General features: G+C 69.8%; 12 protein-coding genes. 3 read left to right on the top strand and 9 right to left on the bottom strand.

The window, feature by feature from the left end; genetic code table 11:
• Positions 1–22 precede the first annotated feature (22 nt).
• Complete coding sequence (serB, locus tag ABT061_RS47215; protein WP_350930256.1) at positions 23–1,243, top strand: phosphoserine phosphatase SerB; 1,221 nt, start codon at positions 23–25, stop codon at positions 1,241–1,243.
• A gap of 42 nt (positions 1,244–1,285) precedes the next feature.
• Here the strand turns inward: serB and ABT061_RS47220 are convergent, their stop codons facing one another.
• The 5 genes from ABT061_RS47220 to ABT061_RS47240 all read right to left on the bottom strand — a co-directional run bounded on the left by ABT061_RS47220 (position 1,286) and on the right by ABT061_RS47240 (position 7,654).
• Positions 1,286–3,379, bottom strand: a complete 2,094-nt coding sequence (locus tag ABT061_RS47220) for an FUSC family protein (protein ID WP_350930257.1) — start codon at positions 3,377–3,379, stop codon at positions 1,286–1,288.
• 59 nt (positions 3,380–3,438) lie between these two features.
• Entirely contained in the window at positions 3,439–3,915 is a 477-nt protein-coding gene (locus ABT061_RS47225; protein WP_350930258.1) for a SixA phosphatase family protein, read from the bottom strand.
• A gap of 181 nt (positions 3,916–4,096) precedes the next feature.
• Positions 4,097–6,430: a sodium-translocating pyrophosphatase gene (locus ABT061_RS47230; protein ID WP_350930259.1), complete on the bottom strand. Its 2,334-nt coding sequence runs from the start codon at positions 6,428–6,430 to the stop codon at positions 4,097–4,099.
• A 424-nt stretch (positions 6,431–6,854) separates the two neighbouring features.
• Positions 6,855–7,301, bottom strand: coding sequence for an ATP-binding protein (locus tag ABT061_RS47235; protein WP_350930260.1), 447 nt, complete (start codon positions 7,299–7,301; stop codon positions 6,855–6,857).
• Positions 7,302–7,303: 2 nt separating this feature from the next.
• Positions 7,304–7,654 (bottom strand): STAS domain-containing protein, encoded by a 351-nt coding sequence (locus ABT061_RS47240; RefSeq protein WP_030916965.1) that lies wholly within the window; start codon positions 7,652–7,654, stop codon positions 7,304–7,306.
• 247 nt (positions 7,655–7,901) lie between these two features.
• Here ABT061_RS47240 and ABT061_RS47245 point away from each other — a divergent pair, with 247 nt between their 5' ends.
• Positions 7,902–10,160: a DEAD/DEAH box helicase gene (locus ABT061_RS47245; RefSeq protein WP_350930261.1), complete on the top strand. Its 2,259-nt coding sequence runs from the start codon at positions 7,902–7,904 to the stop codon at positions 10,158–10,160.
• Positions 10,161–10,279: 119 nt separating this feature from the next.
• Here ABT061_RS47245 and ABT061_RS47250 read toward each other — a convergent pair whose 3' ends face one another.
• The 4 genes from ABT061_RS47250 to ABT061_RS47265 all read right to left on the bottom strand — a co-directional run bounded on the left by ABT061_RS47250 (position 10,280) and on the right by ABT061_RS47265 (position 13,927).
• A complete protein-coding gene (locus ABT061_RS47250) occupies positions 10,280–12,331 on the bottom strand; it encodes a fibronectin type III domain-containing protein (RefSeq protein ID WP_350930262.1) in 2,052 nt (683 codons plus the stop codon).
• Between the two features lie 519 nt (positions 12,332–12,850).
• Complete coding sequence (locus ABT061_RS47255) at positions 12,851–13,225, bottom strand: Rv3654c family TadE-like protein (RefSeq protein ID WP_350930263.1); 375 nt, start codon at positions 13,223–13,225, stop codon at positions 12,851–12,853.
• A gap of 88 nt (positions 13,226–13,313) precedes the next feature.
• A complete protein-coding gene (locus tag ABT061_RS47260; protein ID WP_350930264.1) occupies positions 13,314–13,694 on the bottom strand; it encodes a TadE family type IV pilus minor pilin in 381 nt (126 codons plus the stop codon).
• Complete coding sequence (locus ABT061_RS47265) at positions 13,691–13,927, bottom strand: DUF4244 domain-containing protein (RefSeq protein WP_350930265.1); 237 nt, start codon at positions 13,925–13,927, stop codon at positions 13,691–13,693. The genes ABT061_RS47260 and ABT061_RS47265 overlap by 4 nt, the downstream gene beginning before the upstream one ends.
• A gap of 158 nt (positions 13,928–14,085) precedes the next feature.
• Here ABT061_RS47265 and ABT061_RS47270 point away from each other — a divergent pair, with 158 nt between their 5' ends.
• Entirely contained in the window at positions 14,086–14,358 is a 273-nt protein-coding gene (locus tag ABT061_RS47270) for a hypothetical protein (protein ID WP_350930266.1), read from the top strand.
• Positions 14,359–14,436: the final 78 nt, after the last annotated feature.

A 14,436-nucleotide genomic window follows, 5' to 3' on the forward strand; every position in this document is an offset into this window, starting at 1 on the left:
GAGCCAAGTAGCGTAGGACTCGATGAACCAGCGCACGCTTCTGATCACGTTGACCGGTCCGGACCGCCCAGGCGTGACCTCACGCCTCTTCTCTGTTCTGGCCGGATTCCCCGTTGTCGTCGCCGACGTGGAGCAGGTCGTCATCCGCGGCCGGCTCACTCTCGGCGTCCTCGTCTCCTACGCGGGCGACACACCGACCGGCACCGGCGGCACCCTTGGTGCCCTCTGGACCGCCGTCGAGCGGACCGCCGAGGATCTCGGTCTGCACGTGGAGATGTCCACCGGCTCCGACCCGAAGGAGAAGCGGCGCAGGGGACGGCTCAACGTCACCGTGCTCGGCGCGCCGCTGCAGCCCGCCGCCATGGCGGGCATCTCGGGGCGGATCGCCGCGGCCGGCGCCAACATCGACCGGATCGAGCGCCTGTCCAGCTACCCGGTGACCTGCATCGAGCTCTCCCTGTCCGGCGCCGACCCCGACACCCTGCGGGCCGAGCTGGCCGTCGAGGCGCACGCCCAGCAGGTGGACGTCGCCGTGCAGCGGACCGGCCTGCACCGCAGGGCCAAGCGGCTGATCGTGATGGACGTCGACTCGACGCTCATCCAGGCCGAGGTGATCGAGCTGCTGGCGGCGCACGCCGGTTGCCTGGAGGAGGTCGCCAGGGTCACCGAGGAGGCGATGCGCGGCGAGCTCGACTTCGCCGAGTCGCTGCGCCGCCGGGTCGCACTGCTGGAGGGCCTCTCCGAGGAGGTCTTCGAGAAGGTGCGCGAGGAACTCGTGCTGACCCCCGGCGCCCGCACGCTGGTACGGACGCTCAAGCGGCTCGACTACCGGTTCGCGATCGTCAGCGGCGGGTTCACGCAGCTCACCGATGCCCTCGTGGAGGATCTCGGGATCGACTACTCCGCGGCCAACACCCTGGAGGTCGTCGACGGCGTGCTCACCGGGCGGGTCGTCGGGGAGATCGTCGACCGGCCTGGCAAGGCGCGGGCGCTGGAGCGCTTCGCCCGCGAGGCGGGCATTCCGATCAGCCAGACCGTCGCCATCGGCGACGGCGCCAACGACCTGGACATGATCGCGGCGGCCGGCCTCGGCATCGCGTTCAACGCCAAGCCGGTGGTCCGCCGCGCCGCGGACACCGCGGTCAACGTGCCCTACCTCGACTCGATCCTCTACCTGCTCGGCATCCCCCGCGCCGAGGTGGAGGACGCCGACGCCGAGGACGGCGTCATCACCAACCGCTGAACACACCGGCCCTGGCCGCCTTCGTCCCCCGGACGATCGCGGCTAACAGGTCCTCGGGGCGGTCAGGGAGGCCAACCGTACGGCTTCGGCGCTGAGACCCCGCAGGGCGGGCCACGCGGCGGCGGCGTGCCTGATGCTGCGCCGCAGACCCGTCATCCTGTCGCCCGCCCCCTCGGCCAGCTCGTCCAGGCGGCGGGCGGCCAGCTCGTCCACGTACGCGCCGAGTTCGTCGAGGGCCCGGTCCAGATCGTCGGGCGGCGTTCCCGGCCGGTCCGTCCTGACCCCCTCGGCGGCCCTCTCCAACCGGTCGGCGACGAGGTCGAGGACCGTCACCGTGGGCCCGGCCTCGTTCCCGGGTGGCGGTATCGCGAACAGCGCGAGCGCGTTGTCCCGCAGCCGCCCGGCCACCGTCACCGCATCCCGCAGGCGCCGCGGCGCGCCGCCGCCCGGCTCCTTGTCCAGTCCGTCGAGCGAGTCGGCGAGCCGCCCGGCGGCGTCGGACGCCGAGGAGATCCGGGCGTTCACCTCCTTGGGGTCCTGGTCGATCAGTGACCGCACCAGCGCGGCGTGCCGATCGAGCATCTCCGCGATGGCGGCGGTCAGCGTGGCCCGGTGCCCCCTGGACCACAGCAGCCGGGCGAAGAGCAGCGCCAGCACGCCACCGGCGATCGTGAGCACCACCCTGGCCTCGGCCGCGCCCCAGTCGAGCGACAGGGCGAAGTCGGCCAGCATCAGCGAGAGCGGTGTCGCGAGCATCATCCAGTATCCGAAGCTGCACCCGCGCAGTGCGAAGCCCAACGCCGCGCAGACGGAGATGAACAGCGTCAGATACAGATGACCCGGCGCGACCGCCAGCACCACCGCCCCGGCCACCGCACCCACGGCCGTGCCCAGCACCCGCAGCCGCACCCGATCCACCGTGTCGCGATAGGTCGGGCGGAGGCTGACCGCCACGGTCACCACGAACCACTTGGCGTAGTGCTCGTGGATCACCATCATCAGCACCATGGCCGCGGTCACCGCCAGGCCCACTCTGATCGGGTGGTAACCGGTCGTGATCACCGGCTTTCCCGGCCGCACGAACTTCGGCAGGCGCGGCCCCACCTCGACGCTCTCCGCCGCCTGCCGCTCCACCGAGCGCACGGCCATCGCGATCCGGTCCACACACCGGGTCACCTGCCCCAGCAGCGCGGCCGCGGGCAGCGGCGCATCCCCCGCACGAGCGGTTCTGCGGATCTCCTCCACCCTGTCGGCGAACCGCCCGACGGCGGCCAGCGCCCCCGGCATCTCGGCCGAGCCGCCAAGCAGTACCGCCTCTCGCAGCGCGCGGGCCAGCGCCCCGATCGCCTCGTCCAGCTCCCGGGTCCACTCCGTCCCGGCCCTCGCCTCCACGGCCGCCGCGCGCAACACGCGCAACGCGATCGTCTGCTGGAAGATACGGGTCAGCGTGGCCGGGAGCCGCTCCGACGACCCGTCGTCCTCCCCGGCGACCCGGTAGAGGGAGAGCGCCGCCTCCAGATCCTTGAGCGCGGTGGCGGCCCGGTGGCGCAGCGACTCCCAGCTCTCGTCCGCGAGCGGTGCCCGCCCCCCGCCGGCCAGGAGGTCGGCGAGCGCCGTACCCGCCTCCTCCACGGTCCTGCGCAGCGGCCTGCGGCGGCGTAACGGCCAGATCGTCATGACCATCAGCACGGCCAGCAGGCCACCGCAGGCCGAGGCCCCCATGTGGAACAGAACACCCATGCTGGAAGAGCCGAAGTAGGTCAAGGTCACGGAGAGGATCGCGGGTATGCCCAGCGCCCGCCAGTAGACGCCCGCCGCCGCGACCAGGCCGACCACCACGGCCGCGATCGGCCACGGGTGGGGATGGATGAGCGCGCCGAGTCCGGAGCCGAGCGTGACGGTGGCCGTGGTGGTGAGCAACCTTCTGACCCGGTCGCCGTACAGCTGCCCGGGGGCGTCGCCGAAGAGCGTCAGATAGCCGCCCAGAGCCACCGAGGCGCCCTCCGCGAGACGGCCGAGGAGAACGCCGAGCAGCAGCGGGAGACAGACGACCAGCATGCACAGCAGGCCGTACGTCCAGGCGGGAGGCCCGGAGAGCCGGAAGTCGGCACGCAGCATGTCGACGAGCCTGCGCATGCCACCCCCGACCCCGGGAGCTCCCCCGTGCCTCGTTACGCCTTGTTACGCCCTGGCCCTCAGGGCTTCTTGGGACTCCATCTGGCGATCCCGCGACCGGCGTCGAGCTCCGCCCACTCGCCGTCCACCTCGATGACGGCGAACGCCCCTGGCGGGAACCCCGCGTCGCCGTCGTCCTCCTCGGTGAGCTGCCTGATCAGCTCGTGGACGCCGGGGTTGTGACCGACCAGGACCAGCGTGCGCACCTGCGGATCACTCCGCCGGATCAGCGTCAGCAGCTCGTCGGGGTAGGCCTCGTAGATGGCCGGTTCGAAAAGGAGGTCCGCACCGGGAAGGGCCAGGTTCGCGGTCTGCCGGGTGCGCACCGACGGCGAGCAGATCACCAGGTCGGGGCGGAGACCCCGCGTGGCGAGGGCCTCACCGACCCTGCGGGCGTCGTGCTCGCCGTCGGCGCTGAGGGGACGCTCGCGATCGGCGAGACCTGAGGCGTTGACCGCCTTGGCGTGACGCAGCACGACGAGCGTGCGCGCCGTCATCTCGAAGCCCACATGGCAAGGCCCACGATCACCGCGAACACCGCGGCCATCGCCAGCAGGATGAGGATGAGAGTTCTGCCTCCGGAGGGCTGCTGTTCCATATCGGCCAGTTTCCCACCGAGACGGTCCGCACATGCGGAAGGGGTGCACGCGACCCGTGCACCCCTTCGTCAAACATTGCTCAGCTGGAGACCTGCTCCGGCTCGCGGTCGCTGTTGTTCTCCTCCGTCGGGGCGATGCCCGCCGAACGACGCTTGGAGATGACCACCGCGGCGATGACGATGCCCACCGCGAGCACCGTGATGCCGATGCGCAGCGCCGGGCTGTCCGCGTAGGCCACCACGGCCGGGGCGATCAGCAGCGCCACCAGGTTCATCACCTTGAGGAGCGGGTTGATCGCCGGTCCGGCGGTGTCCTTGAACGGGTCACCGACGGTGTCACCGATGATGGTGGCCTCGTGGGCCTGCGAGCCCTTGCCGCCGTGGTGACCGTCCTCGACGAGCTTCTTGGCGTTGTCCCAGGCTCCGCCGGAGTTGGCCAGGAACACCGCCATGAGCGTGCCGCACGCGATGGCACCGGCCAGGAACGCGCCGAGCGGCGCGTAGCCGAGGGCGAAACCGACGGCGATCGGGGTCAGCACGGCCAGCAGGCCGGGCGTGGCCAGCTCCCGCAGCGAGTCGCGGGTGCAGATGTCCACGACCCTGCCGTAGTCGGGCAACTCCGTACCGGCCATGATCCCCGGCTTGGTGCGGAACTGCTCGCGTACCTCGAAGACCACCCGACCGGCCGCGCGGCCGACCGCCATGATCGCGAGGCCGGAGAACATGAACACCACCGCGGCGCCGATGATCAGGCCGACCAGCACGTTCGGGGAGTCGACGCTCAGGCTGAACGTGCTGAAGGAGCCCAGCGCCTCCTTGACGGACGCGCCCGCCTTGACCAGCTCGCTCTCGACCGCCGTACGGAACGCGCCGAACAGCGCGGTCGCGGCGAGCACGGCCGTGGCGATCGCGATGCCCTTGGTGATGGCCTTGGTGGTGTTTCCGACGGCGTCCAGCGAGGTGAGGACCTGGGCGCCCTCGCCCTCGACGTCCCCGGACATCTCGGCGATGCCCTGGGCGTTGTCGGAGACAGGACCGAAGGTGTCCATCGACACGATCACGCCGACCGTGGTCAGCAGGCCCGTGCCCGCCAGCGCCACGGCGAACAGCGCGACCGTGACGTTGCCGAAGCCCAGCAGGAACGCGCCGTAGACGGCGGCTCCGATGACCAGCGCGGAGTAGACGGCCGACTCCAGGCCGACGCTGATGCCGGACAGGATGACCGTGGCGGGACCGGTGCGGGAGCTCTCGCCGATGTCCCGCACCGGACGGCGGTTCGTCTCGGTGAAGTAGCCGGTGAGGATCTGGATGGCGCTTGCCAGCACCAGGCCGATGAGCACCGCCCCGATCGCGATCAGGCGCGGGTCGGAGGTGATCGCGGCGATCTCCGGGCTCACCCCGGTCAGCCCGGAGAAGCTGGCCGGCAGGTAGAGGTAGGCCGCGACCGCGACGAGGACGGCCGAGATGGCCGCCGAGATGAAGAAGCCCCGGTTGATCGCGGCCATCGCGTTGCGGTCGCCGGCGCGCGGGGCGGTGACGAAGATGCCGATGATCGCCGTGATCACACCGATCATCGGCACGATCATCGGGAACACCAGTCCCTCGACGCCGAAGGCCACCTTGCCCAGGATCAGGCTGGCGACGAGCATGACCGCGTAGGACTCGAACAGGTCGGCGGCCATGCCCGCGCAGTCGCCCACGTTGTCGCCCACGTTGTCGGCGATGGTGGCGGCGTTGCGCGGATCGTCCTCGGGAATGCCCTGCTCGACCTTGCCGACCAGGTCGGCGCCGACGTCGGCGGCCTTGGTGAAGATGCCGCCGCCGACTCGCATGAACATCGCGAGCAGCGCGGCACCGAAGCCGAAGCCCTCCAGCACGGCCGGGGCGCTACCCCCGTAGGTGATCACCACCACGGCCGCGCCGAGAAGGCCGAGGCCAACGGTGATCATTCCGGCCACGCCGCCGGTGCGGAAGGCGATCCGCATCGCGAGCTTCTCACCCGACTCGCGGGCGGCGGCGGCGACGCGGACGTTGCCGCGGACCGCCAGCCACATGCCGATGAATCCGGTCAGCGCGGAGAACAGCGCGCCGACGACGAAGAAAGCCGATCTGCCGATCCGCACACCGGTCGTCTCCGCCGGGAGGAGGTACAGCAGGAACGGGATCAGGATGACGAACAGCGCGAGCGTCCGGAACTGCCGGGTAAGATACGCCGAAGCCCCTTCCTGGACGGCTCGCGCGATGTTTTGCATACGCTCGGTGCCTTGGCCGGCGGCCAGCACTTCCCGCACCAGTGTGCCGGCGACGGCGAGTGCGAGCAGTGCGACGACGGCGACCACGATCACGATGTTGAAGTGGTAACCACTCAGGGATACCGCTGGCTCTTCGACAGCGGCGAGATGGAGCACAGACATCCGACTCTCCTTGGCAAGACGGGAACACGTCCTGCCCGGAGTGCGCTGCCGAAGTGGTTAGACGAGCGGAGCGGCGCACATCCGGGATGGTTGGCAGTGCCGCTTCCAGTTGCAGACCCCCACGGAGGACGGCTCGCGTGCGGGCCGCTCCGAAGGATAAACCTTGGCCGGTCCCGGGAGTCTACGCAGCGAGGACGCGGATATGAAGCCTCTGTCTGCGGACAATTGACGCCGAGTCCAGCACCTTTTACCGACCGGCCTGCTTATAACGGCATTTCGCCTGTCACACCTACCCCGCCAGCCTCTGTTTCCACCCAATTTCGGGTGGGAAAAATTATGGTTATGTTTTGTCCAAAACCGGGTTCCGCACGACGAACAGCCGGGCGTGTCCAGATGGACACGCCCGGCTGTTCGAAGTCTTCTGTCAGGCCGGAGACAGGCCGTTCGTCGCCGCGGGCCAGCTCATGCGGATGCACATGCCCTTCTGGCTCGGGTAGACCTGAACATCGTCGGCCAGTCCCGCGATGACCGCGATGCCGAGACCGGACATCAGATCATCGGGAAGTTGCCCGAACGGGTCGTCGAACCCCAGGAGGGCGCGATCGTGCTCCAGTTCGTCACTGGGGGCGGAGTCGGTGACGGTCACCTCGAAGCGCCCTGAGTCATCACGTAGCTCGATACGGATCGGCTCTCCCGGACAGTGGAGGCGGTGCGCCTCCACGGCCCGCGAGCACGCCTCACCGACGGCGAGCCGTACCTCGTCCAGCAGTGACTCCTGCACGCCGGTGCGTCTGGCGATCGCCGTGGCGACCAGACGCGCCGTGCGTACATGCGCGGGGAGAGCGCTGAACGTCAGTTCGACGGTAGCCACGACTACTTGTCTCGACCGTGGGCTTCCTTGGCCTCATCAACCGAGGCGTAGATACCGAAGACCTTCGTCAGCCCGGTGATCCGGAAAATCTTCAGGATGCGCTCCTGAGTGCAGACAAGCTCCAGTGAGCCATCGTGCGCCCTAACTCGCTTGAGCCCGCCGACCAGGACACCAAGGCCCGTGGAGTCAAGGAAGTCGACCTTCTCCATGTTGACGAGCAGGTGGAAATTCCCCTTGTTGACCAGGTCGATCAGGAGCTCACGCAATCTGGGCGCGGTGTAGACATCAATCTCACCCTCGACCTCAACGATGGTGAGACGGTCCTCGGAATGGTGGTCCAACTTCAGATCCACAGATCCTCCAGCGCCTTGCCTGCGAAAGTACCGATTCGAGCATGCCCTCCTGGGACCGGATGACCCCCGGACGACAAGCCCCGACGCGCGGCATTCAACCATGCGTACGCTCAGTGTCTATACGAAATCACGATTCCCGGCGACTCTGCCCACAGATGTGAGACTGAAACCAGTGACCCCGCCCTCATCCTCGCCCCTCCGAGCGGGTAACGCCCTCAATCGCCTGCTCGATGTTCCCGCACGTCGCATGCGTGTCACCCATGTGGAGCACGTTCCCGCACGTCAGGCTGGTAAGACCCGATGGCCGGACTGGGTTGACCAGCGATTGGTTACGCGCTGGGCGAACCGCGGCGTTTCTGGCCTGTGGCCGCATCAGGCTGAGGCCGCCGAGCTGGCCCACCGTGGCCAAAACGTGATCATCTCCACCGGGACCGCCTCGGGCAAGTCCCTCTCCTACCTGGTCCCGGCGCTTTCCGCGACGCTCGACGGCGGCACGATCCTCTACCTGTCCCCCAGCAAGGCTCTGGCCGCCGACCAGCTCCGCACGCTGCGCGAACTCGACCCGCCCGAGCTCCGTGCCGCCACCTACGACGGCGACACCTCCTTCGAGGAGCGGACCTGGGTACGCAGGCACGCCAACTACGTCCTCACCAACCCGGACATGCTCCATCGCGGCCTGCTGCCCCGTCACGCCCAGTGGTCGGCCTTCTGGCGGCGGCTCCGGATGGTCGTCGTGGACGAGTGCCACGGCTACCGAGGCGTTTTCGGCTCCCACGTCGCCCAGATCCTGCGCCGCCTGCGCCGGATCTGCGCGCGCTACGGCTCACACCCGACCTTCCTGCTCTCCTCGGCGACGGCCAGCGAGCCCGGGGCCTTCGCGAGACGTCTGACAGGCCTCCAGATGGCCGAGGTGACCACGGACGCCTCTCCCCGAGGCTCGACCACCTTCGCACTGTGGGAGCCACCCCTGACCGATCTGCGGGGCGAGGGCGGGGCACCCGTCCGCCGCCCCGCGACCGCCGAGAGCGCGGACCTCCTGGCCGACCTCGTCGTCTCCAACGTGCGGACCCTGGCCTTCGTCCGCTCCCGGCGGGCCGCCGAGTCTGTGGCCCTCACCACGCGGGCCAGGCTCGGCGACCTCGTCGCCGACGGGAGCGCGCCCGCGGACCTGCCCGACAAGGTGGCGGCCTACCGGGCGGGCTATCTGGCCGAGGATCGCAGGGGGCTGGAAAAGGCACTGCGTTCGGGCGAGCTGCTCGGCCTGGCGACGACCAACGCCCTGGAACTCGGCGTCGACGTCTCCGGGCTGGACGCCGTGCTCATCGCGGGGTGGCCGGGAACCCGGGCCTCACTCTGGCAGCAGGCCGGGCGGGCCGGAAGGGACGGGCAGGACGCGCTGGCGGTGCTGATCGCCAGGGACGACCCCCTGGACACCTATCTCGTCCACCATCCCGAAGCCCTGTTCGGCAGGCCGGTGGAGATGATCGTGCTCGATCCCGGCAACCCGTACGTGCTGGGCCCCCACCTGTGCGCGGCGGCCGCCGAGATCCCGCTGACCCACGACGACCTGGACATCTTCGGCCCCACCAGCAAGGAGGTGCTCGCGGACCTGGTCGGTGACGGGCTGCTCAGGGAACGCGCCGCGGGCTGGTTCTGGACCAGCAGGGGACGCGCCACCGATCTCGCCGACATCCGCGGGTCGGGCGCCGCGCCGGTCCAGGTCGTCGAGATGTCCACCGGACGGCTGCTCGGCACCGTGGACGAGCCCTCGGCTCACTCCACCGTGCACGCCGGCGCCGTCTACGTGCACCAGGGGGAGACGTTCCTGGTGGCCGAACTCGATCTGGAGGCGGGGGTCGCGCTGGTCGAGGCCGGGGCCCCCGACTACACGACCTTCGCCAGGGATGTCACCGATATCTCGGTCATCGAGTCCCTCAGCTCGCACCCCCTCGGTCCTGGAGAGCTCCACTTCGGCTCGGTGGAGGTGACCAGCCAGGTCGTGGCCTATCTCAAGCGCCGGGCCCAGAGCGGCGAGCTCATGGGAGACGAACCCCTCGACCTGCCCCCGCGCACGCTGCGGACCCGCGCCGTCTGGTGGACGCTGCCCACCTCGGCGATCATCCCCCTGATCGAGGACGGCCTGGACCTCGGCGGCGCCGCGCACGCGGCCGAACACGCCTCCATCGGCCTGCTGCCGCTCTTCGCGACCTGCGACCGCTGGGACATCGGAGGCGTCTCCACCGAACTCCACGCCGACACGGGGTTGCTCACCGTCTTCGTCTACGACGGGCACGAGGGCGGCGCCGGCTTCGCCGAGCGCGGTTACGCCCGTGCGCGCGACTGGCTCACGGCCACCCGCGAGGCCATCGCCTCGTGCGAGTGCGAACGCGGCTGCCCCTCGTGTATCCAGTCCCCCAAGTGCGGCAACGGCAACGAGCCCCTCGACAAGGCCGGAGCCCTCCGCCTGCTGGCCGTCCTGCTCTCCTCCGACGAGCCGCGGATGTGAGGACCGCAGGTGTGAGGGCCGCGGATGTGAGGGCCGCAGGTGTGAGGGCCGCAGGTGTGAGGGCCGCGGAACACGTCGGCAGCGGGCCGGGGTGCCGGTCTGCCGGAGACTGTGACGGATCAGCTCATATCGGGGGTGAAGCGATGCCCCGAGGGTGAGAGGCCATCGCGATCTCGTCGCTCGTCCCGGTCGTCGTCGTTACGGTCCTCGGCCCAGAAATCGGTCGCGCCGGGCTGCGGGCGCTCCCAGAACCCGCTGTCCTCCATGGAACGGGGCGCGGGCGGAAGGTAGTCGTCCCACCGGTCAGCCGTCCGGGCCGCGGCCTGGCCGACATCACCGACCTCGGAGAGCGGAGCCGTGCCGGAAGCGGGACCCGCGTCCGGCCGCCCAGCGTGACCTGCCTGCCCGGTCTCGGCGTGCCCGGTCTCGGCATGCCCGGTCTCCGCGTGCTCAGTCCCCGCGTGCTCAGCCTCTGCCTGCCGGGTCCCCGCCCGCTGTGCCTCCGTCTCGCGATCAGCGGCTTTCCGAACCGAGGCCAGCCGAACCGAAGCCGGCTGAACCGAGATCGGCTGAACCGGGGCATCCCTGAGCGAGATGCGCTGAGCCGGGACGCGCCGGGCTGGAGCCGGCTCGGCCGAGACGTTCCGCTCCGGCACGGGCCGATCCGGGGCAGACCGATCCGGAGACTGCCGGGGAGAGTGTGGGCGGACCGAACCACGGGAGTCGGGCGACGGGCTCCCCGGGGCCAGGCCGGTCTTGACCACGGCGAGGATCACCGCGGGACGCCGTGGATCGACAGTGACAGCGGTGCCGCCCTTGCCCGCCACACCACCCCTGCCGCCGGTGCCGGTCGTGCCGCTCCTGTCCGCCGTACCGCCTCGGCCCGTCGTCCTGGCGTCCCCCTTCGAGTCCCTCCCACCGAGCGGCTCGGCCGCGAAGGGCGCGGTCTGCCCGTCGCTCCCTCCGTCACGGCGCCTGTCTCCGCCGGCGGAACCGTCCCCCGCGGCCAGTAGCCTGCGACGGATCCAGGCGCCACCGTGCGCGCCGAGAAGCAGCAGGACGAGAGCACCGGCGATGAACATGCCGTACTGGCTCATACCGCCGGTCGGTACGTCAGATGATCCTGCCGTGGTGTTCGTATTCGGGGCGGAGTCCGCCTCGGTCTCGCCGGTCGCTCCGGAGTCGGGGGCACTGTCCATGCCTTCCTTCTTCTCCCGATCACCGCCGGTCCCCTCATTCGTCTCCTCGGCCGGCTCGGCGACCGACGAGGTGGCGTCGCCGCCGTTCTCCGCCTTTTCCGAAACCCCGGGCTTCTCCGTTGGCGCGCCCGCTGTTCCCGACGGCCGATTCGAGGCCGCCGTGGGCTTCTTCGCGGGCAACTGCGGAAGGTCGTGGACTCCGGCCTGCTTGTTCTCGCTCTTCTTGGTGTTCTGCCGACTGCCCGTGTCGCTCTGGTGCGACCCGCTCCGGGTGCCGGAACTCTCCTGGCCACCGGTTTTCCTGCCGCTCTTCGCCACCGTGGCCGCCGGCACCTTCACCGAGGCGCCGGCCGAGTTGCCTGAGGAGAGCGTGCCGCCACCGCCGTTGCCGCGCAGGGCCCGCACCGTGAACCCGATCCGCTGTCCGGCCGCCTTCGCCGGAACGGCCAGGGTCGCCCTGCATGAACCACCGGAACACGCGCTGCCCACCCGCACGGACCCGACCCTGCCGGTCCGGCTCGTGGAGATCACGTAGCCCTGCAGGTCGGGTTCGGCACCTCTGCTCCATCTGACGACCACCTGCTTGCCGTACAACCGGGCGCTCACCCCGCTCGGCGTCGCCGGAGGAACGGCCTGGACCAGGGTCCTGCTGGTCTGGTGCCATTCGGCCCCGAGCACCTTGCCCCGCTGTTCAAGCCTGATCCGGTAACCGCCGTTCCGGTGATAACGAGGATTCCAGGCGTAGGAGACTTTTTGATCTCCCTTCGCCACCTGCCTGCCATTGACGAAAAGGACCGCGTCGAACAGAAGATCGACTCTGCCGGAAAGGATCACTGTGCTGTTGGAGGTCACCCGGGACGGGACGTTCAGCCGCGCCACGGCCTGCGCCGGATTCGCGGCGGTGAGCACGAAGGACATGGATATGATCGGCGCGATCACCGCCATGGCGACCAGTCTGCGAACTGCTGTCACGACGTTTCCCTTCGTCGAGAACCGCGCGTCAGCCGGCCGCCCGCCACCCGTACGGTCACCCGGCGGCCAGACCGTTCCCTCCGCCCGGCCGGCTCGCACCAGTCCCGCCCTCCGGCCCCGAGGTCGCGAGACCGCCCGATGGTGTCGTGTGACCTGGTGATTCGCATCTCACCCTCCCCAGGCCGATCGGGAAACAGCACGGATCACCGGTAAGCGGCACCTTACGTGAGCTTTCGGACTCTTGGACACGCCGTCCAAGAAGTCGTGATTTGATTGCGACCTTGTTTCCCGGAGGCTTCGTACACCCGGTTTCCTGAAGACTTCCGTCTGCCGATTCTCGGTGTTCGTCTGTGCGGAGCAGTGCTCTGCCGCGTTGCCGTCGCAGCGTTTCCTTGGCGGGGGCTCCCATTTCATCGGTGCGCACCCGGCGCGGATGTCTGTTCCTGCCGCATCCGCCCTTTGAAGCCGTACTCAACTGCTTTCCGGTCGGCTCCCATCGGATTCCTGACGTGCTTTCCTTCATCGATCTGAATCAGCGATGTGGACAGGGCCGGCCCGTGCCCTGGCGTTGATCGCCACCTCTCCCTTCAGGGGGAGTGAGACGTCCATGGTCACCTCGATCTCCGCGATGCCGTCATTTCCCACGGAACAGCGGGTGATCCTGGCCCCGTTGTCCGCAGCGAGCAGGGAGGCACTCGCGCAACTCCGGTCCGGGTCCGCGAAGGCCAGCCGAGCGGCGGTGAGCGCGCTCAGGTCGGCGGCGCTCTGCGCTCGGTGGCGCACGACCCGAGCCGTGCCCGCGACCATGACCGCCGCCGCGACCGCGAAGAGCAAAGCCATGAGCCCGACCGTCCAGATGGTGGCCGACCCCCGCTCAGCCCCACCGTCATCCATATCCTGCGGGCAGGGCCTGCCCTGCGTGAGACCGCGAGAGCGGCTTGACCAGAAGCCGCTCTCCCCAGGAAGCGAAGGAGTCACGGGCCTACCACTCCAGTCCGGGCTCGGTGACGGAGGCGGCACTCGCGTGCACGGTGACGCCCGGGAGCGAGGCGCCCCAGCGCGGCCTGACGTTCACCGACACCTCCACCCGTGCCATCTCCGCGCTTCGGGTCACCACGACGGTCGCGCCCGCAGGAGCCACGGACAGGACGCTGCCTCGGACCCGCTCCAGCGACTCGCCGCGCGAGGCGGCCCGAGCCCCGGCCCGGGCCGCGTCCACGCACTCCAGCTGCGCCTCGACCGCTGACACCGCCCACAGCCCGGCTCCCAGCACGACCAGGAGGGCGGGCAGCACCGCGGCCGTCTCCGCGGTCACCGACCCCCTGGTCCGGCGGGAGAAGATCGCTGCCACGGGGAGAGTCATCCCGCCACGGTCAGCGCTCGGTTGATCAGAGTTGTGATCATCTGTTGGACGTCGGGACTCGTCACCACCTTGAAGAGCAGGGCGGCGAAGGCACAGGCGGCGATCGTTCCGACCGCGTACTCCGCGGTGGACATGCCACGGTCACGGCGCGCGCCGGTGGTCAGCAGTGCCCACCGGGCACGCAGCCACCGCAACCGATCACGCCGCACACGAAGCGCGCTCGTTCGAGCCATCTGCTCCTCCTGGAGATCCCCGCCGGACCCACCGCCCGGCATCGGTCACGCCAGGGTTCTCCATGTGCCTGCGGTCCCGTCGACCCGAACGCCATTCTGTGGATAACTCGGAGATTTGACGAAAAACCTGTGGATAACCCAAGGAAGCAGCAGCCGACGTGACCGCTCGACCTGGCGGCATTCACACAAACGGGCGAAGAATCGCAGGCCATGTCATCCCGGACGGCGCCGCCGACCTCTTCCATGCCGCCTACCAGCCGGCCCCGGACGCCGCGACCCTGCGCCGCGCCCGCGGATGGGCCGTGATCCGCGCCCTCGTCGGCCTCCACGTCGGCGACGCCGGTGTCCACGGCCGGCCAGGCGGCAAGGCCCCGTGGGGCCCACCCGCCCACGCGGCACTGCGACGCCTCATCGCAACGACCCAACACTGATCGATCACCTCTCCACGCGCTCGAATACCTTCGTGGGGTCCCGGTAGTAATCGCGGAAAATCCGTTGGATTTTCCGCG

Origin of the sequence: Streptosporangium sp. NPDC002544, from assembly GCF_040295965.1 — a bacterium.
Lineage (GTDB): Bacteria > Actinomycetota > Actinomycetes > Streptosporangiales > Streptosporangiaceae > Streptosporangium.